We start from the raw sequence: 19,471 nt of genomic DNA, 5'->3' as shown, positions 1-19,471 counted from the left end.
GGGGTCCCGCTAACTGCTGGTGGCCGGAAAAGCGGGACCCCGGCTCAAGGCCGGGGTGATGTGGGGGTGGGATTTCCCTGACCGAACGCCTATCTTCCCTACATGGCCGACCTCTTCGCCGGTTTCGAACCCGAAGCCGCTCCCGACACGATCCATGAGAACGCCCCGCTCGCCGACAAATTGCGCCCGCAGAAGCTGGCGGACGTCGTCGGCCAGGAGCACCTCACCGGCCCTGACGGCGCGATCGGGCGAATGGTCGCGGCGGGCCGGCTGTCGTCGATGATCCTGTGGGGCCCGCCCGGCACCGGCAAGACGACGATCGCGCGGCTGCTCGCCGATGCGGTGGGGTTGCGCTTCGTCGCGATCAGCGCGGTGTTTTCGGGTGTCGCCGACCTCAAGAAGGCGTTCGCCGAGGCACGCGAGCACGCGCGCGTCGGCAAGCGGACGTTGCTGTTCGTGGACGAGATCCACCGCTTCAACCGCGCGCAGCAGGACGGCTTCCTACCCTATGTCGAGGACGGCACGGTCACCTTGGTCGGCGCGACCACCGAGAACCCCAGCTTCGAACTCAACGCCGCTGTGCTCAGCCGCGCGCAGGTGCTGATCCTCCACCGGCTGGGCCATGCCGCCTTGTCCAAATTGCTCGACCGCGCCGAGGAATTGGAAGGCCGCCCTCTCCCCCTCACCCCCGAAGCCCGCGACGCGATGGTCGCGAGCGCCGATGGCGACGGGCGTTTCCTGCTCAACCAGGTCGAGACCTTGTTTTCGGTCGACCTGCCCGAACCGCTCGACCCCGCCGGGCTCGGCGCGTTCCTGCAGCGCCGCGTCGCCGTCTACGACAAGGATCGCGAGGGGCATTACAACCTGATCAGCGCCTTGCACAAAGCGGTGCGCGGCAGCGATCCGCAGGCGGCGCTCTATTACCTCGCACGGATGCTGACCGCGGGCGAGGAGCCGCTCTACGTGTTGCGCCGGCTGGTGCGGATGGCGGTCGAGGATATCGGCCTCGCCGACCCGAACGCACTGGTCCAATGCATCGCCGCCAAGGACACCTACGATTTCCTCGGCTCGCCGGAGGGTGAGCTCGCGCTGGTCCAGGCGTGCCTGTACCTCGCGACCGCGCCCAAATCGGTGTCGAGCTACAAGGCGATGGGCGCGGCATGGAAATCGGCGAAGGAAACCGGCTCGCTGATGCCGCCGCAGAACATCCTGAACGCGCCGACCAAGCTGATGAAGGATATCGGCTACGGCAAGGGCTATACCTACGATCCCGATACCGAGCATGGCTTTTCGGGCGACAATTACTGGCCCGAGGAAATGGCGCCGCAGACGTTCTACACGCCGACCGATCGCGGATTCGAGAAGCGCATCCGAGAGCGGTTGGAGTATTGGGACGGGTTGAGGAAGCGCGATGGCTGATACGATCGACAGCTGGGATCAGGTCGTCGTGTTCGCGCTGACCCTGCCCGACACGTACATGGAAAGCTTCTACGGTACGCCGTGCCCGAAGGTGAACAAGAAGGCGTTCGTCTCTCCCGGCCGCGAGCCCGACAGCTTCCACGTGCCGAGCCCGCATCACGAGAAGGAATTGCTGCTCGAAACCGACCCCGACACCTTCTGGCAAACGAAGCATTACGAAAGCTGGCCGGGGCTGTTGGTACGGTATGGATCGAGCGATCCCGACCGGGTTCGGAACGTCATCAAGCGCGCGTGGTGGGACAAGGCGTCGAAGGCGCAGCGGGCGGCGTTTGGCGAGCGGCCCTGACCATTTCCGGACGTTCGCCGCGATCGACTGGTCGGGCGCGAAGGGCAGCCGGCACAGGGGTATCGCGCTGGCGGTGTGCGAGGAAGGCGACGCCGCGCCGACGCTGATCGATCCGCCGGGTGGCGTTTGGTCGCGGACAGAGATCCTAGAATGGCTGCTGGCCCATCGCGCAGAACCGATGCTGGTCGGGTTCGACATGAGTTTCTGCGCGCCGTTCATCGAGCGCGGCGCGTTTCTGCCCGGCGAGAGCACGCAGACGGACGCAAAATCGTTCTGGGCCTATGTCGACGCCAACAGCCCGGACGAGGACCTGGGCGCGGCATCGTTCCTCGACAATCGGCGCGGCACGCATTTCTACCTCGGTGCAGCGGACGGCGAGAAAGCCAAATTCCTCCATTTCCGCCGCGCCGAGGCGATCCACAACGCTGCAGGGTTCGGCAAGGCGACAACGGTCTACGACGCGATCGGCGCGGCACAGGTCGCAAAAGCGAGCTTCGCCGGCATGCGCCTGCTCCACCATCTCGACGGCCGCGTGCCGGTCTGGCCGTTCGATCCGGCGCCGGCGTCGGGCATGACGATCGTCGAAATCTACACCGCGATCGCCGCGCGGGCGGCGGGGTTGCGCAAGGGCTTGAGCAAGCTGCGTACCCCCGAGGCCCTCGACGAAGCACTGGCCGCGTTGCACACGCGCCCACACACCCCGCTCGCGAGATATGACGACCATTCGACCGATGCCATCCTCGCGTCGGCATGGATGCGCGCCAATGCTGGACGGCCCGAATTGTGGGCTCCCGCGCAATTGACACCCGAAATCGCCCGAACCGAGGGCTGGACCTTCGGCGTCGCCTGACGCATTGGGACCGCCGTGCCGGTTTAGCTCAGCTGGTAGAGCAGCGGTTTTGTAAACCGAAGGTCGCGGGTTCGATTCCTGCAACCGGCACCATCACCGATCCGCCCAATAATCGAACGCGACCTGCTGCTGCTCGCGTACCAGCTTCGCGGCACGCGGCCCGGTCCACGGTCCATCATAGCCCAGCACGAACGCCCGCGCGCCGCCCCACCAGCCCTGCCCCGGCAAGCGATCCGACTCCCGCACGACCAGCACCGCCAGTTCGGGTTCGCCCGCCACGATCGCCGCTTCGTCGATAATATCGAGCGTCTTGCACATCGCGCGCATCTTGGGACGCGTGAAACGATGCCCCAGCGCGCCGAGTAGTTCGGAATAGCTCATCGCCCGTCCCTCGCGCGCCGCTTCCACCAGCAGAGCGCGCACGCGGGCGACGTCGGCGATCGATGAGTCGGTCATTGCCCGCCCCCAATACGCGGCTTACACGCAACCCGCACCATGCCGAGGACGTTACGCACGCTCACATGATCAAGGTCGCGAGCTATAACATCCGCAAGGGGATCGGGACCGACCGCATTCGCAGTCCCGATCGCATCCTCCAGGTGCTCCGCGAGATCGATGCCGACGTGATCGCGCTGCAGGAGGCCGATCGCCGGTTCGGGCGACGCGCGGCGATCCTAGCGCCACATCACCTCGAAGATCATTCGCCGTGGAAGGCGGTGCCGTTCGGCAAGCGCGAGCATTCAAGCGGATGGCACGGCAATGTGCTGCTGGTGCGCAAGGATTCCACGATTACCGACTGCGAGGCGATCCACCTGCCTACGCTTGAGCCGCGCGGCGCGGTGATGGCCGACCTGCGCGTCAACGGCGAACGCGTGCGGATCGTCGGGATGCACCTCGATTTGTCCGGATTGATGCGGCGGCGCCAGGCCGATGCGATTATCGCGCATCTCGACGCCAGCACGGACCGATTGCCGACGGTGATGATGGGCGACCTCAACGAATGGACCCGGCATTCGGGGTGCCTGAAAGACTTCGCCAAGCGCTTCACGATCGCGGCGACAGGGCCGAGCTTTCACGCGCGGCGGCCGGTCGGGCGGCTCGACCGGATCATGGCCTCGCCCGAGCTCAAGATCGCCGACTGCGGCGTGCACCACTCGCCCGCATCGCGCACCGCGTCCGACCATCTGCCGATCTGGGCCAGGATCGAATCCGCGTGAGGCGGGAGAAGGAACTGCGCATGGCGCTGGTCTGCTACGGCGGGATCAGCCTGGCGGTGTACATGCACGGCATCACCAAGGAGATCTGGCGTCTGGCGCGGGCGTCGCGCGCGTTCCACGCCGACGACCCGCCGGCGCTGCACCCGATCGAACGCGTCTATCACGATCTGCTGGGCGAGATCGCGGAGGAAGCCGATCTGCGGCTGCGTGTCCTGCCCGACATCATCGCGGGGGCCAGTGCGGGCGGGATCAACGGCGTGTTCCTGTCGCAGGCGATCGCGACCGGGCAGAGCCTGGAACCGCTGACAAAGCTATGGCTCGATTCCGCCGATATCGAGGCACTGATCGATCCCAACCAGGCGCCGCGCCATATCTGGACCAAGCAATGGGCGCTGCCGATCGCGTGGATGGCGCAGAAGCGCGGCGCGGCGCGGATCGACGAACTGGTCGAGGCGGGCGCGCGGGCCGAGGTGAAGGCGAAGCTCGCGCATTTCGTCCGCTCGCGCTGGTTCGAGCCGCCGTTCGGGGGCGAGCGCTTCGTCAATTTGATCATCGACGCGCTGGAGGCGATGCACGCGGCTGGCGGCGACGGGCGGTTGCTCCCCAACGGCCAGCCGCTCGACCTGTTCGTCACCGTCACCGATTTCCGCGGCCATCCCGAACGGCTCGAACTGCACTCGCCCGCTGAAGTGGTCGAGACCGAGCATCGCCTGATCATTCCGTTCAGCGACCACGGCACCGGCGCGTTCGCCGATCCGGCCGAACTGACCTTCGCCGCGCGGGCTACGTCGAGCTTTCCGGGGGCGTTCCCGCCCTTCTCGGTCGGGGAACTCGACCGCGTACTCGAGCAACGCAGCCTGTCCTGGCCGAATCGCAGCGCGTTCCTCGAACGCGCGCTGCCGCGCCAGCATGCGGTCAACGCGGTCGAGAGTGCGGTGCTGATCGACGGCTCGGTGCTGGTCAATGCGCCGTTCCGCCCGGCGATGGATGCCTTGCGCGAACGCCCAGCCAAGCGCGAGGTCGATCGGCGCTTCATCTATATCGACCCCTCGCCCGGCGCGAGCTTCCAGTTCGGCGCGACGGCGGCGACGACGCCCGGCTTCTTCCAGACGATCATCGGCGCGATCTCCGAAATCCCCCGCCAGCAACCGATTCGCGACAATCTGGAGGCGATCCGCGAGCGGAGCGAACGCATCGACCGCATGCGCGCGATCACGCGGTCGATCCGACCCGAGGTCGAGTCACAGATCGAATCGCTGTTCGGCTACACGCTGTTCCTCGATTCCCCCACGCCCGCGCGGCTCGGCGCATGGCGGGCCAAGGCGCAGAACGCGGCAGCCGCCAAATCGGGCTTCGGCTATGCCGCCTATGGTCACCTCAAGGTCGCGGGCGTAGTCGATCTGATCGCGAACCTGCTCCATTCGGTCGGCGGCGAGCTCGCGCCCGAACGGCTGCACCGCATCCGCCACGCCGTGGAGGGCGCGATCCAGGCGATGGACGGCGGGCTGACCTTCGCGGGCAAGGCGAGCCCATCGGCGATCCTGTTCCTGCGCTCGTTCGACCTCGGCTTCCGCATCCGCCGGTTGCGGCTGGTCGCTCGGCGGCTGGCCGAGCTGGAGGACGAACTGAGCGAGGCGGAACTCGCCGCGGCACGCGAGGCGATCTACGACGCGCTCGCCGGCTACCTGGAGGCCAAACGCACCGACGCGCATGCCAAGCTGCGTCGTACCGTCCGATCGATGCGCAACGACGCCGAACCGCTGCTCGAAGCGCTTGCCGACTCGCTCAACCTGCGCGGGCTCGACGACGAGACCGACATCAAGATGGCCGCCGCGTTCGAGGGCATGACCAAGAGCGTCAAGCGCCCGCTCCTCCTCGCCTATCTCGGCTTCCCGTTCTTCGACGTCGCGACCCTGCCCCTGCTCCAGGGCGAAGGGCTCGACGAGTTCGACCCGATCAAAGTCGACCGCATTTCGCCGGAAGATGCCGGCGCGATCCGTCGGGGCGGTGCCGAGGCGACGCTGAAGGGTATCCAATTCAACGATTTCGGCGCGTTCTTCAGCCGTGCCTATCGCGAGAACGATTATCTGTGGGGCCGCCTCCACGGCGCCGAGCGGATGATCGACATCGTCGTCTCCGCGCTGCCGCCACGCGCGCGGATGAAGCCGGGCCGGGTCGCGGCGATCAAGCGCCAGGCCTTCCATGCGATTTTGGACGAGGAGGAAGAGCGGCTGACCGCCGTGCCCGGACTGATCGAGGCGTTGCGCAAGGAAGTGGGCTGAGGCTGGCCAAACGCTCCCCACCCCGCTAGCCTCCCCGCATGCAATTCCTCAAGATCCTGCTGTGGGTTCTGCTGGCGTTCGTCGCGGCGATCTTCACCTTCGGCAACTGGACGTGGGTCACGATCAATCTGTGGGGCGGGCTGGTCGCGGAGGTGAACCTGCCGTTCCTGATGCTGTTGACGTTCCTGGCCGGTTGGTTGCCGACCTATCTCTACCTCCGCACGCAGCGCTGGCGCCTGGCGCAGCGGCTCAACACCGCCGAGCGCGTGATCGCCGACCTGAAGCCAACGCCGGTGATCCTCGCAGCCGATCCGGTGCCGACGCCTGTCACGCCGCCCGTACCTCTCCCGCCGGCCGACAAGCTGCTATGACCAGCCGCATCTTCGTCGCGCTCGACACGCCGGACATCGACCGGGCCAAGGCGATCGCCAATCGCGTCCGCCACCATGTCGGCGGGATCAAGCTGGGCCTCGAATTCTTCATGGCAAACGGGCGGCACGGCGTGCAGGAAATGCACGATCTCGGCCTGCCGATCTTCCTCGACCTCAAGCTCCACGACATCCCCAACACCGTCGGCAAGGCAGTGCAGGCGCTGCGCGGGCTCGACCCGGCGGTGCTGACCGTCCACGGCGCCGGCGGCCGCGCGATGCTGGAGGATGCCAAGGCGGCCGCGCCGCTCGGCACCAAGGTGGTCGCGGTGACGATGCTGACCAGCTTGGACGAGAACGATCTGCGCACGACTGGTATCGAGGGATCGGCGCATGATCAGGTGCTGCGCTTGACCGATCTCGCGATGGACGCCGGGCTCGACGGCATCGTCTGTTCGGGCGACGAGGTCGCCGCCGCGCACAAGCACTGGCCGAAGGGCTTCTTCGTCGTTCCCGGCGTACGCCCGGCGAACGGCCATATCGGCGACCAGAAGCGCGTGGTGACGCCGCGCGCCGCGCTCGATGCGGGGGCGTCGATCCTGGTAGTCGGCCGCCCGATTACCGGCGCGGACGATCCCGACCTTGCCGCACGCGAAATCGGCGCGACGCTCTAGGCGACGTTGAACCGGTACCAGGCGAGCGCCAGCGCTACCATCAATTGCACGCCAAGCGGCGCGAAGGCGAGCACGCTCAACTGCGCGATCAGGACGATGACAGCGACCTTGGCCTTGGTGCCGCGACGCCAGCCCGCCGGTGCGATCGGGAAAATCGACCGGCTCCAATATTTGTAGCAGGCAGCGAAGAACGTCACGTTCAGCGTCAGGAAGACGGCCACGTCGGCCATATCCTTCGACAGACCCGCGTCGACATAAAAGCCGGTCAGGAAATGCGTCGCGATGATGCCGATCGCGAACATCGCGATGATCCGCCACGCGATCAGCCCTTCGATCGCCCACCGCTCGACCTTGTTCAATTCGTATCGGTCGCTGGTCAGCCGGTACCGCATCGTGTCCCCTTGGCCCTTTGCCGTGGCGCCGGCATCGGGTAGCGCGCTGGTCCTATGGTTTCGGTTAAGATTTGCGGGCTCAGCACCCCCGAAACGCTCGACGCCGCGATCGCCGGCGGGGCGAGCCATGTCGGATTCGTGTTCTATCCGCCCTCTCCCCGCGCCGTGTCGTTCGACGCGGTGCGCGGGCTGACCGCGCGCGTGCCCGCGCGGATCGCGAAGGTCGGGGTGTTCGTCGATCCGTGCAACGCGCTGATCGATCAAGCGATCGAAAGCGGCGCGCTCGACGCAATCCAACTGCACAACGTGACGCCGGGACGCGCCGCCGCGCTGAAGGAGTATAGTCGGCGCGAGGTGTGGGCCGCGGTCGCGGTCAAGACGCGCGCCGACCTCGACACCGCTTCTAACTATCGGCAAGCGGCCGACAAAATTCTCTATGACGCCAAGACGCCAGACGGTGCCTTGCCCGGCGGCATGGGGGTGCGGTTCGATTGGGGGCTGCTCGACGGGTTCCAGCATCCGCTGCCCTGGGCGCTATCGGGCGGCCTGAGCGCCGATAACGTCGCCGAGGCGGTACGACGCACCGGCGCGACGCTGGTCGACGTCTCCACCGGGGTCGAGTCCGCGCCTGGCGTCAAGGATGTGGACAAGATCGCGGCGTTCCTTCAGGCGGTTGGGCAGCTATGACCGCCCCCAATTCCTATCGCGCCCAGCCAGACGAGCGCGGGCATTTCGGCCAGTTCGGCGGCCGCTACGTCGCCGAGACGCTGATGCCGCTGATCCTCGACCTTGAACGCGAATATCGCGCGGCGAAGGCCGATCCGGCGTTCCAGGCGCAGTTCGACGATCTGATGGCGAACTATGTCGGCCGCCCCAGCCCGCTCTATTTCGCCGAGCGGCTGACCCGGCACTACGGCGGCGCCAAAATCTATTTCAAGCGCGAGGAGTTGAACCACACCGGCGCGCACAAGATCAACAATTGCATCGGCCAGATCCTGCTCGCGATGCGGATGGGCAAGACGCGGATCATCGCCGAAACCGGCGCGGGCCAGCATGGCGTCGCCACCGCCACGGTCGCGGCGCGCTTCGGCCTGCCGTGCACGATCTTCATGGGCGCGAAGGACGTCGAGCGGCAGAAGCCCAACGTATTCCGGATGAAATTGCTGGGCGCGGAAGTTCAGCCGGTAACGTCGGGCGCGCAGACGCTGAAGGACGCAATGAACGAGGCGCTGCGCGATTGGGTCGCGAACGTCCACGACACTTTCTATATTATAGGCACGGCAGCTGGTCCGCATCCCTATCCCGAACTCGTCCGCGACTTCCAAAGCGTGATAGGAACCGAGACCAGGGCACAGATTTTGAAAGCGGAAGGCCGCCTGCCCGACCTGCTGATCGCGGCGGTCGGCGGCGGGTCGAACGCGATCGGCATGTTCCACCCGTTCCTCGACGATGCCGACGTGAAGATGGTCGGCGTCGAGGCGGCGGGCCACGGCATCGACACCGGCCAGCATGCCGCCAGCCTGACCGGCGGCGCGCCCGGCATCCTGCACGGCAACAAGACCTATCTGCTGCAGGATGAGGACGGTCAGATCACCGAGGCGCATTCGATCTCAGCGGGGCTCGACTATCCGGGGATCGGGCCGGAGCATAGCTGGCTGCACGAGAGTGGTCGGGTCGATTACGTGCCGATCACCGACCAGCAAGCGCTCGACGCGTTCCAACTGTGCTGCAAGCTCGAAGGCATCATCCCCGCGCTCGAAAGCTCGCATGCGCTAGCAGCTTTGGAGACCAAGGCGCGGGAAATGAACGGCGATCAGATTATCGTCGTCAACGTGTCCGGCCGCGGCGACAAGGACATCTTCACCGTCGCCGAGGCGTTGGGCGTGGCGATATGAGGAGCGCTTACCCGCCGTCATCCCGGCCTTGTGCCGGGATCCACCGCGCAGCAAGTGCTGGACAAGAGGCTTGCGGCGTATCGATTGCGGCCCGGTGGACCCCGGCACAAGGCCGGGGTGACGAAGAATGAATAGGCTTGAGCGAGCCTTCGCCAAAGGCCAACCGGCGCTCGTTTGCTTCGTCACTGCCGGCGACGGGCCGACCCCCGCGATCCTCGACGCGCTGGTCGAGGGCGGGGCGGACGTGATCGAGCTCGGCATGCCGTTCACCGATCCGATGGCCGATGGCCCCGCGATCCAGCAGGCGAATCTGCGTAGCCTCGGCGCTGGCACGACGACCGCCGACATCCTGCGCATCGCCCGCGACTTCCGAGCGCGCCATGCCGACGTGCCGCTCGTCCTGATGGGCTATGCCAACCCCATGACGCGGCGTGGGCCGGACTGGTTCGCCGCCGCCGCACGCGACGCTGGCGTGGACGGCGTGATCTGCGTCGATGTTCCCGCCGAGGAGGATGACAGCCTCGGCACCGCCCTCCGAGCATGCGACGTCGCCAATATCCGCCTCGCTACCCCCACCACTGATGCCGCGCGTCTGCCGCAGGTGCTCGAAGGCGCGAGCGGGTTCCTCTACTACGTCTCGGTCGCCGGAATCACCGGCAAGCAGCAGGCCGCGCAAGCCTCGATCGAGGATGCCGTCGCGCGCCTGAAAGCCTCGACCGACCTGCCCGTCGCAGTCGGCTTCGGCGTTCGCACGCCCGACCAAGCCGCCGCGATCGCGCGCGTCGCCGACGGCGTCGTGGTCGGCTCGGCGATCGTCGAACTGATCGGCGAGCATGGCGAGGATGCGCCGCGCCACGTTCGCGCCTATATCGAAACCCTGTCGAGCGCCGTGCGCGCCGCGAGGAAGGAATCCGTATGAGTTGGCTGACCAACGTCCGCAACGCGCTGTCCTACGTCATCCCGAAGAAGGAGAGCCCCGACAACCTCTGGCACAAGTGCAAGGGGTGTGGGCAGATGGTGTTCGCCAAGGAGTTGGAAGACAATCTCAGCGTCTGTCCGAATTGCGGGCATCACGAACGGATCGGCCCGACCGAGCGGTTCGCGCAATTGTTCGACGAGGACTACGACCTGGTCGATGCGCCGCGCGTACCCGAGGACCCCCTGAAGTTCCGCGACCAGAAAAGGTACGTCGATCGCATCAAGGCCGCGCGCGCCGCGACCGGCGAGAGCGACGCGCTGATCAACGCGATCGGCACGATCGACGGTCGCACCGCCGTCGTCGGCGTCCAGGACTTCGCGTTCATGGGCGGATCGATGGGCCTGGCGGTGGGCGAGGCGTTCGTGCGCGGGGTCGAGGCGGCGATCGACCGCAAGGCGCCCTACGTCATCTTCACCGCGGCGGGCGGCGCACGGATGCAGGAAGGTATCCTGTCGCTGATGCAGATGCCGCGCGCGACCGTAGCGATCGAGATGCTCCACGACGCCGGGCTGCCCTATATCGTCGTCCTGACCGACCCAACCACCGGCGGCGTCACCGCAAGCTATGCGATGCTGGGCGACATCCAGATCGCCGAGCCGGGTGCCTTGATCGGGTTCGCCGGTCAGCGCGTGATCGAACAGACGATCCGCGAGAAGTTGCCGGAAGGATTCCAACGCGCCGAATATCTGCTCGACCACGGCATGCTCGATATGGTCGTCGAACGGGCCGAGCTGAAGACGACGCTGGCGAACGTCATCGGTTACCTCTGCGACCGGCGTAAAGCCGCGTAACTGCACTCACGTGGCCGACCACGCCCGCTCGACCGATCCCGCCGTCCAGGCGCAGCTCGATCGGCTTTGGGCGTTGTCGCCCGGGGCGGACATCTTGGGGCTGGAGCGGATCTCCGAACTGCTCGCACGGATCGGCAATCCGCACTTGCACTTGCCGCCGGTGCTGCACGTCGCCGGCACCAACGGCAAGGGATCGACCTGCGCCTTCCTACGCGCCGCGATCGAGGCGGCGGGCTATACGACGCACGTTTATTCGAGCCCGCATCTCGTGCGCTTCAACGAGCGGATCCGGCTGAACGGTAGCCTTATCGATGATGCCGAGCTCGCGCCGTTGCTCGCGGAAGTGCTCGATGCCGGCGGTGATATCGGCGCGAGCTTCTTCGAGGTGACGACGGCGGCCGCATTCCTTGCTTTCTCGCGCACGCCCGCGGACGCGTGCATCGTCGAGGTCGGGCTCGGCGGGCGACTCGACGCGACCAACGTCATCGCCGACCCGATCGTCACCGGGATCGCGCAGCTCGGGATCGATCACGAGCGCTTTCTCGGCAGCGATCCGGAAGGCATCGCCGCGGAGAAAGCCGGCATCGCCAAACCGCACGTGCCGCTGGTGACAATGCGCTACCCGCCGAAGATCGAGGCGCGGATCGCCGCCGTCGCGCGAACGGCAGGTGCGCCGGTCGCGGCGGAGGGCGGGCATTGGTTCTGGGCAGCGGAGGCCGACCACGTCACCTATCGCGACACCGCAGGCAAGGTGACCACGCCGCTGCCCCGCCTCGTCGGGCCGCATCAGCCGGGCAACCTCGCGCTTGCCATCGCGATGCTGCGGCACCAGCGAGCGCTGACGATCCCGCCCGTCGCTTATGCCGCGGCGGCCGAGGGGGCGACTTGGCCGGCGCGGATGCAGCGGCTGGGCGACGGGCCGCTGACTCGCTTGCTGCCGGCTGGTAGCGAGGTTTGGCTGGACGGCGGGCATAACCCGGCGGCGGGGACAGCGATTGCAGCCGCGCTGGGATCGCAGCATCAGGAAGGCTGGCATTTGATCGTCGGTATGCTGTCGAACAAGGACCCGCGCGGTCTGCTGGCGCCGATCGCGCCGCTTGCCGAGCAGCTGATCGCGGTTCCCGTGCCGCATCACGAGCATCACGCGCCCACCGACCTCGCGGCGATCGCCAAGAGCCTCGGCATGTCGGCACGCACCGCCGCCACCGTGCCCAACGCGCTTCGGCACCTGGCGAAGAGCGATGCGTCGCGCCGCGTCCTGATCCTCGGATCGCTCTATCTCGCCGGTGAAGTGCTCGCCGCCAACGACGAACTGCCGACCTGATCCATTATTGCGATTGACTATCAATAGCGAAATCCGGAGACTGGCGATCCAACGACGGAGTCGCCGCTTTGACCACGCTTCCTGCCCCCTCGCCGGCCCCCAATCCCACGACGCTGCCGCATCCGTTGCCGGAGGCTACGGGCGACCGCCTGCTCCTCCTCGCGATCCGGCGGATGGGCGCGCACGGCCTGGCGGACGCGCATGTCGCGCAGACGTTCGTCGTCGCTTTCGGCAGCGGATTTCGTCGCCCGCTGGTGCTGGCGCGCGCGTTCATGGCCGAACTCGCGGCCACCGCCACGACGACGATCGCGATCGCGCCATGCTGCTGCGCGCGCATGACCTGGGCGGAGGCGGCGTTACTCACCGCGATCGGCCATGCCGAGCGCCGCCCCGATGCCGCCCGCTTGCTGCTCGCCGACGTGATGGCCGAACGCCGCGCGGACGCGATCGTCGCCAGCGCGGCCGCGCTGTCCGCCGCGTTTGCCGATTTGGGGCTGCCGATCGGCGGCTAGCCCGCGCGCAGTTCCTTGAGCTTGTCGGTCGCCCAGCGATACATCTCGGCATCCGCCCGCCGCTGGTGGCTGTCGAGCCGCTTCATCCGGTCCTCGACTTCCTCGAGCACGCCCTGCGCCTCGCGCTTGCGCCCCATCTCCAGCAGCAGCGCGGCATAGCGGCACCGCGCCTCCTCGCCCGGCATGCGGGTCACGATGTCGCGATAGATGTCGAACGCCTCGTCCTGCCGCCCGACATGATCGTATAGCCGCGCGCGGAGCAGGTTCAGCTTGTCGCGCTCGCTCTGTCCGCTCGGTTCCTTGATGCCCTCGACCGTGGTCAGCGCCTCATCGACCTGATCCGCCTCGAACAAGGCGTTGGCCAGCTTGGTCTCGGTGCGCGGATCGGGCAGCGGCTGCGCGGCCAGCGCCTCGCGATAGTAAGGGATCGCCTCATCCGGCCGCTTCACCGCCGCCAGCGCATCGGCCAGCCGGATGCGGTTCGCGACCGTGTCCGCCAGCCCCAGCGCATCGCGCGCCAGCCGGACCTCGCGCTCGGGATCGATCGCCTTCGCCGCCTGCGCCTTCATCGTGCGGACGTGACGGTTGCCCTGCATCCCCGGCATTACCTCGATGATGAAATAGGCGATGCAGCCGACCACCGGGAACAGCACGATCGGCCAGATCCAGATCTGGTTGCGGCCCATCTTGATGCAATGGACCACGCACGCGACCTGGCACAGGATCGGGATGCCGTAGATCAGCAGCAGCATGATCATGCAGGCTTGCCGGTGTGTCCCGGTTCCTCGGCGCGCGCGACATAAGACGACCGCCACCATTCGAGCAGCACGAACGCGATCGCGATGACGCCGGCCAGCGACAGCCAGCGGAACACGTCGCCATAGCCGTAGATCGGGATCGCCTCACCCACCGGTGCGCGCATCAGCGCCCCGACCAGGAAGGTCATCGACGACAGCACCGAATATTGGACCGCGGCGAACTTCTTGCTGACCACGCCCGACACGAACGCGACAAGTGCCGCGCCCGCGATGCCGGTCGAGATGTTCTCGTAGCAGATCGCCAGCAGCAGCCGCGCCATGCGCAGGTCGCCGCCGAACGTCTGCACCAACAGGTCGAGCCGCGTCGTGTGGAGCACCATGTCGATATAGGGCGATCCGTCGGCGAGATCGGCGAAGACGAAATTGCCAAAGATCGGCAGGATCGCGCCGATCAATACGGTCGGGAACCGTCCGATCTTGATGAACAGGAAACCGCCGACGCTGACCCCGACGATCGACATGATGATGCCGAAGATCTTCGAGGCGAACGCGACCTCGTCCTTCGAATAATGCATGAAATCGAGATAGAACGGGTACGCGAACGACGCCCACACGTTGTAGCACAGCGCATAGGTCAGGATCAGGCCGATGATCAGCAGCACGCCCCAGCGCAACCGCTCGGTCAGATCGGCGAGTGGCGCGATCAACGCGCCGTACAGGTGGTTCGCGGCGGTGCGCGCGCCCGAGCGGACGGTGTCCTCGACGGTCTGCACCCCCTGCCCGCGCGCCTTCATGCGGTTGACGACCGCCGCGACGATCAACGGCACGAACACGGTCGCGACGATGATGACGACGCCCCAGGTCTTGAGGAAATCGCCCGCCGACGGTCGGACGCCCCCGGGCGGGACGTCGGCCAGCATGCTGATCATGAACATCACCAGCGTGACGATCGCCCAGGTCCAGCTGGCGCCGACGATCATCAGCGCGATCGCGCGGACGCGGGGGGTGACTTCGCCGGGCTGGGCCAGTACACTGATCGGCGTACTCGGCGGACGCTCGGTATCGGGCGCCCCGAGTCCGAGCACCAGCGTCACAACCATTAGCCCGGCCATCACCAGATACACGGTCGGCCACGACATCCGCGCCGCCAGATACAGCGCCACCGCGCCGCCGACGATCGACGCGGTGCGCGAGCCGAGCTGATACACCGCCGACAGCAATTCGACCGGCGCCTCCTCGTCGGCGACGTCGATCCGCCAACCGTCGATCGCGATATCCTGCGTCGCCGACGCCAACGCACCGAAGAACGCGAATAGAGCGAACCGCGCGATATGCACCGTGGGGTCGGTCGCAACGATCGCGACGAGGCTGGCGATCATGATCACTTGGCACAAGACGATCCAGCTCTTGCGCCGCCCCAGCGCGCCAATGCCGGGCAGTTGCACGCGATCGACGAGCGGCGACCACAGGAACTTGAACGCGTAGGTCAGCCCGATCCACGACAGCACCCCGATCGTCGCCAGCTTGATCCCGACTTCGCCTAACCACGCGGTCAGCGTGCCGACGAGCAACGCGACCGGTAGGCCCGACGAGAACCCGAACACCAGCATCGACGCCGATTTTCGCGTGCGGAGCGCCGCCGCGAACACCTTCAGGCCTTTCGGTCGTGCCGACGCTTCGCTCATTCAGGCTTGCTCCCCTTATCGTTACGGCAGACACTAGCCGCAAATACGGGGAGAGGAAGCCCATGAACGTGGCGGCCAAGATCGCTCCGACGCCGGGACAACTCGCGCTGGCGAAACAACTGGCGGAGGGCGGCGCGCGGCGCGAGCCGACGATCACGCGCATCGACGCGGCGGCCTATACCGATCCGGCGCGCTACGCGGCCGAGCGCGAGCGATTGTTCGGGCGACGCCCGCTCGTGATCGCGCCGTCAGCGCTGCTGCCCGAACCCGGCATGGCGGTGCCGCATGACGGCTATGGCAAGCCATTGCTCGTCACGCGCGATCGCGAGGGTGTGGCGCACGTGTTCCTCAACGTCTGCCAGCATCGCGGCACGCGGCTGGTCGAAGGTGGCGAGATGGTCTGCGCGAGCAAGCTGGTCTGCCCCTATCATGCCTGGACCTACGGCCTGGACGGCAAGCTGCTCGCGCTGCCGCGCACCGACGCCTTTCCCGGGCTCGACAAGGCGGCGCTCGGCCTGAAGCGTCTGCCGACGCGCGAGGCCGGCGGGCTGATCTGGTTCGCGTTCGACGAGAGCGCCGACTTCGCGGAACCCGATACGCTCGGCCACGATTTCGACGCGTTCGACCTGGCGGGGCAGCATCTGTTCAAGCGACGCACGCACGACGTCGCGGCGAACTGGAAGTTGATCATGGACGCGTTCCTGGAAAGCTATCACGTCCAGCGCCTTCACGCCGCGACGATCGGCCCGTTCTTCAAGGACGGCGTGGCATCAGGCGACCTCATCGGATCGCACCAACGCTCCGCTGTGGGGCGCGACGTAGAAGCGATCGAATGCGCGGCGGAGGATTGGCCGACCTTGCGCCGTGCGATCACATACACCTACCAGATGTTCCCCGCGACGATCCTGATCGTCAGCCCCGATTACATGAACCTGATGACGCTGATGCCGCGCGCGGTCGACCGCGTACTGGTCGAGGATTTCATGCTGATCCCGGAGCCGCCCGCCACCGACAAGGCGCTGACGCATTGGGAAAAGAGCTGGAATCTGCTCGATGGCGGCGTGTTCGGCGCGGAGGATTTCCGCGCGGCGGCGCTGGGCCAGGAAGGGCTGATGTCGGGCGCGATCGATCGGCTGACGCTGGGCGGGCTGGAAGGCGGGATCAAGGTGTTCCACGACGCTGCGGAAGCGGCGTTAATAGGCTGAATCCTCCCTATCGAAGATGGGGAGGTGGCAGCGCGCACAGCGCTGACGGAGGGGCCGCAGCCGCATCGCGGCGAGGACGGCGCCACGTTCGCTTCGCTCACGCCCCTCCACCATTTGCTTCGCAAATGGTCCCCCTCCCCGAGCAAGCTCAGGGAGGATTATTTCCCCTTCAACACCAGGACGATCGTCTCGATGACCCGGCGCGTATCCTCGATCGAATCGACCTTGATCGTGTCGAGCCCCATTTCCTTCGCCGGATAGTCGTTCCCGCCCGGAAAGATCGCGTCGCCCAGGAACAGCACTTCGTCCGCGGTAACGCCAGCCTCGGGCAGCAACTTGCGCAAGCCATATTGCTTGTCGACGCCCTTGCGGGTCACGTCGATCGAGGTCGAGCCACCGATATTGATCGACAGATCGGGCAGCATCGTCCTGAGCCGGGCCTGTAGCTTCTTCCGCTTGGCGTGGTCGGGATCCCACTTGTCCTTTTCCTCGAGCGGCGCCTGCTGGCCCAGCGCGGAAAAGGTTACCTGGCTGCCGCGGTCCTCGACGCGATCGCCCCAGGTCTTGCCTTGGTCGAGCCCCTCCTCCGCCATCGCCTTGTCGAACGCGTCGATGATGTGTTTGCGCTCGTCCGCGCTGAACAACTCGGCGTAGATCGCTTTCCATTCGCCGTCGATGAACCGGTACAGCTTGGTCCCCGTCGTCGGCTGAATGAACAGGTTTGAAAGGTTCGCGCGGTCGATCATCCGCCCGACCACCTGCTTCTCGAACTGCGGCCAGTCGCCGCCCGAGATGATATCTACCTTGCAAACATCGAGCAGGTCGGCGAGCGCGTTCGCCATACGGTCGTCGAGCGGCTGCTTCGACAGCGCCAGGGTGCCGTCGAGGTCGAACGCGATCAGTTTCTTCATGCTGTCACCTTCGGGAGGACGAACGCGTCGATCGCATGCGCGACGCCGTCCTCTTCGTTGCTGCTGGAAACCTCGTCGGCCTTGGCCTTCACCGCGTCGGGCGCCTGGCCCATCACGACCGAGAAACCGGCGCGGTCGAACATCGGGACGTCGTTCTCCATGTCGCCGAACACCGCGACGTCGGCCATGTCGATGCCGAGCATTTTCGCGAGCGCCGCGACGCCGTCGCCTTTGTTCGCGGTGATACCGGTGACGTCGAGATAGTAGGTCTGGCTCTGCGCGATCGTCGCCGCGCTGCCGAACTTCGCCTTCGCCTTTTCGGCGAGCCCCTTGAGGAGAGCCGCGTCGTCGCTGACGATCGTCAGCTTGTCGACGCGGTCGTAGAGGTCGGTGAACTCGTCGCGGAGCACCGGGCTTTGCGCGGAGGCGACGCGTTCATGCTCGACATGCACGCCCTGATCGCTCGTCGCGTACCACCGTTGGTCGGCGAATACCCACGTATCGACCGGCGCGTCGCCGATGATCGCGAACACGCCCTCCACCACCGCGCGCTCGACATGGCATGCCGACAGGACCGCGCCATCGGGGCGGAAGATGATCCCGCCATTCACCGCCGCCAGCGGGATATCGATGCCGAGCGGCTTGATCAGCGGGATCATGCCGGACATCGGCCGCGCGCTGATCAGCGTGAACGGCACGCCCGCCTCGCGCAGCCGCTTGACCGCCGCGATCACTTGCGGACTGAGCGACTTGTCCTTCCGAACCAGCGTGCCGTCGACGTCCGACACGACCAGCCGAATGCTCACTGCGGCATCTCGACATGCCCGCCAAACCCGAACCGCATCGCCGACAGCAACTTGTCGCCATAGGTGTGCTCGACGCGGCTGCGATAGCGCGAGAACAAAGCCGCGGTCAGGACGTACGCGGGAACCGCCTCTTCCATTGCCGCCTCGACGGTCCAGTGTCCTTCGCCCGAATCCGCAACCCGCCCGGTGAATTGGGCAAGATCCATGTCCTTGGCGAGCTGTTGTGCGCACAAATCGAGCAACCAGGACGAGATTACGCTGCCGCGCCGCCACACCTCGGCGATGTCGGTCAGGTTCAGGTCGTAGCGCTCGTCCTCGGGCAGGCTCTCCGAATTCTTGCCCTTCAGCACGTCGAAACCCTCGGCATAGGCCTGCATCAGGCCGTATTCGATGCCGTTGTGCACCATCTTCACGAAATGCCCCGCCCCCGCGGCGCCGGCGTGGATATAGCCCTTCTCCGCGCGCGGGTCCTCGCCCTCCTGCTCCATCCGGTTCGGCGTGCGCGGGATCGTGCCGAGCCCTGGCGCCAGTGCCTCCAGGATCGGGTCGAGCGTCTTCACGACGTCGGCCTCGCCGCCGACCATCATGCAATAGCCGCGCTCGAGGCCCCATACGCCGCCCGACGTGCCGACATCGACGTAGTGAATCTGCTTTTTCGCCAGATGCTTGGCGCGCTTTATATCGTCCTTGTAGAAGGTATTGCCGCCATCGATGATGATGTCGCCGGCGGCGCACATACCCGCCAGCGTCTCGATCGTGCTGTCGGTCGGATCGCCTGCGGGAAGCATCACCCAGAAGATCGCCTGGCCATCGAGCTTGGCCTTCATGTCGTCGAGCGAATTGACCCCGATCGCGCCTTCGCCGGCCAGCGCTTTCACCGTCTCGGGCGAGCGGTCGTAGACCACCGTCTCGTGCCCGTTGCGCATCAACCGCCGCGCGATGTTCCCACCCATCCGGCCGAGGCCGATGATCCCGATTTTCATGTAGTCAGACCTTCACCCGTTCGTGCTGAGCTTGTCGAAGCACGGTGAGACAACGCCCTTCGACAAGCTCAGGG

The 19,471-nt window shown here is 66.5% G+C and carries 21 protein-coding genes and 1 tRNA gene; 15 read left to right on the top strand and 7 right to left on the bottom strand.

The features are described 5' to 3' along the window. Positions 1–102: 102 nt before the first annotated feature. The 4 genes from FPZ24_RS07350 to FPZ24_RS07335 all read left to right on the top strand — a co-directional run bounded on the left by FPZ24_RS07350 (position 103) and on the right by FPZ24_RS07335 (position 2,708). Positions 103–1,419, top strand: a complete 1,317-nt coding sequence (locus FPZ24_RS07350; RefSeq protein ID WP_146570634.1) for a replication-associated recombination protein A — start codon at positions 103–105, stop codon at positions 1,417–1,419. Beyond that, entirely contained in the window at positions 1,412–1,765 is a 354-nt protein-coding gene (locus FPZ24_RS07345; protein WP_146570632.1) for an MmcQ/YjbR family DNA-binding protein, read from the top strand. Before FPZ24_RS07350 ends, FPZ24_RS07345 begins: the two co-directional genes overlap by 8 nt. After that, positions 1,749–2,615, top strand: a complete 867-nt coding sequence (locus tag FPZ24_RS07340; RefSeq protein WP_146570630.1) for a hypothetical protein — start codon at positions 1,749–1,751, stop codon at positions 2,613–2,615. The genes FPZ24_RS07345 and FPZ24_RS07340 overlap by 17 nt, the downstream gene beginning before the upstream one ends. Positions 2,616–2,632: 17 nt before the next feature. Then, a tRNA-Thr gene (locus tag FPZ24_RS07335) sits at positions 2,633–2,708 on the top strand. On the opposite strand, the gene FPZ24_RS07330 is transcribed toward FPZ24_RS07335, so the two are convergent. Next, entirely contained in the window at positions 2,709–3,071 is a 363-nt protein-coding gene (locus tag FPZ24_RS07330; protein ID WP_146570628.1) for a ribose-phosphate pyrophosphokinase, read from the bottom strand. A 65-nt stretch (positions 3,072–3,136) separates the two neighbouring features. On the opposite strand from FPZ24_RS07330, the gene FPZ24_RS07325 reads away from it, so the two are divergent. Genes FPZ24_RS07325 through pyrF form a run of 4 tightly spaced genes read left to right on the top strand, consistent with a single transcriptional unit; the run spans position 3,137 to position 7,156 of the window. Further along, positions 3,137–3,832, top strand: a complete 696-nt coding sequence (locus tag FPZ24_RS07325) for an endonuclease/exonuclease/phosphatase family protein (RefSeq protein ID WP_146570626.1) — start codon at positions 3,137–3,139, stop codon at positions 3,830–3,832. 20 nt (positions 3,833–3,852) lie between these two features. Beyond that, entirely contained in the window at positions 3,853–6,114 is a 2,262-nt protein-coding gene (locus FPZ24_RS07320) for a patatin-like protein (RefSeq protein WP_186729193.1), read from the top strand. A gap of 38 nt (positions 6,115–6,152) precedes the next feature. Continuing rightward, positions 6,153–6,485, top strand: a complete 333-nt coding sequence (locus FPZ24_RS07315) for a hypothetical protein (protein WP_146570622.1) — start codon at positions 6,153–6,155, stop codon at positions 6,483–6,485. Next, the gene (gene pyrF / locus FPZ24_RS07310) at positions 6,482–7,156 is read left to right on the top strand and encodes an orotidine-5'-phosphate decarboxylase (protein ID WP_146570619.1); all 675 of its coding nucleotides are present in this window, start codon (positions 6,482–6,484) and stop codon (positions 7,154–7,156) included. The genes FPZ24_RS07315 and pyrF overlap by 4 nt, the downstream gene beginning before the upstream one ends. On the opposite strand, the gene FPZ24_RS07305 is transcribed toward pyrF, so the two are convergent. After that, the gene (locus tag FPZ24_RS07305; RefSeq protein WP_146570617.1) at positions 7,153–7,548 is read right to left on the bottom strand and encodes a hypothetical protein; all 396 of its coding nucleotides are present in this window, start codon (positions 7,546–7,548) and stop codon (positions 7,153–7,155) included. The two genes, pyrF and FPZ24_RS07305, sit on opposite strands and share 4 nt — an antisense overlap. A 54-nt stretch (positions 7,549–7,602) precedes the next feature. Here FPZ24_RS07305 and FPZ24_RS07300 point away from each other — a divergent pair, with 54 nt between their 5' ends. The 6 genes from FPZ24_RS07300 to FPZ24_RS07275 all read left to right on the top strand — a co-directional run bounded on the left by FPZ24_RS07300 (position 7,603) and on the right by FPZ24_RS07275 (position 13,049). Continuing rightward, positions 7,603–8,235 (top strand): phosphoribosylanthranilate isomerase, encoded by a 633-nt coding sequence (locus tag FPZ24_RS07300; protein WP_146570615.1) that lies wholly within the window; start codon positions 7,603–7,605, stop codon positions 8,233–8,235. Further along, positions 8,232–9,443, top strand: a complete 1,212-nt coding sequence (trpB, locus tag FPZ24_RS07295; RefSeq protein ID WP_146570613.1) for a tryptophan synthase subunit beta — start codon at positions 8,232–8,234, stop codon at positions 9,441–9,443. The genes FPZ24_RS07300 and trpB overlap by 4 nt, the downstream gene beginning before the upstream one ends. 127 nt (positions 9,444–9,570) lie before the next feature. Continuing rightward, positions 9,571–10,362 carry a tryptophan synthase subunit alpha gene (gene trpA, locus FPZ24_RS07290; protein WP_146570611.1) on the top strand — a complete coding sequence of 264 codons (792 nt, stop codon included), beginning with the start codon at positions 9,571–9,573 and terminating at the stop codon, positions 10,360–10,362. Beyond that, positions 10,359–11,213, top strand: a complete 855-nt coding sequence (gene accD / locus FPZ24_RS07285; RefSeq protein ID WP_146570608.1) for an acetyl-CoA carboxylase, carboxyltransferase subunit beta — start codon at positions 10,359–10,361, stop codon at positions 11,211–11,213. The genes trpA and accD overlap by 4 nt, the downstream gene beginning before the upstream one ends. Before the next feature lie 10 nt (positions 11,214–11,223). Then, entirely contained in the window at positions 11,224–12,537 is a 1,314-nt protein-coding gene (locus tag FPZ24_RS07280; RefSeq protein ID WP_146570606.1) for a bifunctional folylpolyglutamate synthase/dihydrofolate synthase, read from the top strand. Between the two features lie 68 nt (positions 12,538–12,605). Further along, positions 12,606–13,049: a DUF6628 family protein gene (locus tag FPZ24_RS07275; RefSeq protein ID WP_146570604.1), complete on the top strand. Its 444-nt coding sequence runs from the start codon at positions 12,606–12,608 to the stop codon at positions 13,047–13,049. Here the strand turns inward: FPZ24_RS07275 and FPZ24_RS07270 are convergent. Continuing rightward, the gene (locus FPZ24_RS07270) at positions 13,046–13,807 is read right to left on the bottom strand and encodes a tetratricopeptide repeat protein (protein WP_186729122.1); all 762 of its coding nucleotides are present in this window, start codon (positions 13,805–13,807) and stop codon (positions 13,046–13,048) included. The genes FPZ24_RS07275 and FPZ24_RS07270 overlap by 4 nt on opposite strands. Beyond that, positions 13,804–15,492 (bottom strand): AmpG family muropeptide MFS transporter, encoded by a 1,689-nt coding sequence (locus FPZ24_RS07265; protein ID WP_240047658.1) that lies wholly within the window; start codon positions 15,490–15,492, stop codon positions 13,804–13,806. Before FPZ24_RS07265 ends, FPZ24_RS07270 begins: the two co-directional genes overlap by 4 nt. A 62-nt stretch (positions 15,493–15,554) precedes the next feature. On the opposite strand from FPZ24_RS07265, the gene FPZ24_RS07260 reads away from it, so the two are divergent. Further along, complete coding sequence (locus FPZ24_RS07260) at positions 15,555–16,697, top strand: aromatic ring-hydroxylating oxygenase subunit alpha (protein ID WP_146570600.1); 1,143 nt, start codon at positions 15,555–15,557, stop codon at positions 16,695–16,697. Positions 16,698–16,855: 158 nt separating this feature from the next. Here FPZ24_RS07260 and FPZ24_RS07255 read toward each other — a convergent pair whose 3' ends face one another. The 3 genes from FPZ24_RS07255 to gnd are packed head-to-tail and all read right to left on the bottom strand — an operon-like array spanning position 16,856 to position 19,397. Continuing rightward, positions 16,856–17,608 carry an HAD-IIB family hydrolase gene (locus FPZ24_RS07255; protein WP_146570598.1) on the bottom strand — a complete coding sequence of 251 codons (753 nt, stop codon included), beginning with the start codon at positions 17,606–17,608 and terminating at the stop codon, positions 16,856–16,858. Further along, positions 17,605–18,414, bottom strand: a complete 810-nt coding sequence (locus tag FPZ24_RS07250; protein ID WP_146570596.1) for an HAD family hydrolase — start codon at positions 18,412–18,414, stop codon at positions 17,605–17,607. The genes FPZ24_RS07255 and FPZ24_RS07250 overlap by 4 nt, the downstream gene beginning before the upstream one ends. After that, on the bottom strand, positions 18,411–19,397 hold the full coding sequence (gnd, locus tag FPZ24_RS07245) for a phosphogluconate dehydrogenase (NAD(+)-dependent, decarboxylating) (protein WP_146570594.1): 987 nt from the start codon (positions 19,395–19,397) through the stop codon (positions 18,411–18,413). Before gnd ends, FPZ24_RS07250 begins: the two co-directional genes overlap by 4 nt. Positions 19,398–19,471: the final 74 nt, after the last annotated feature.

Source organism: Sphingomonas panacisoli, from assembly GCF_007859635.1.
Taxonomy (GTDB): Bacteria; Pseudomonadota; Alphaproteobacteria; order Sphingomonadales; family Sphingomonadaceae; genus Sphingomonas; species Sphingomonas panacisoli.
Note: the sequence above shows the minus strand (reverse complement) of the source record. Positions and strands in the feature narration are given on the sequence as shown.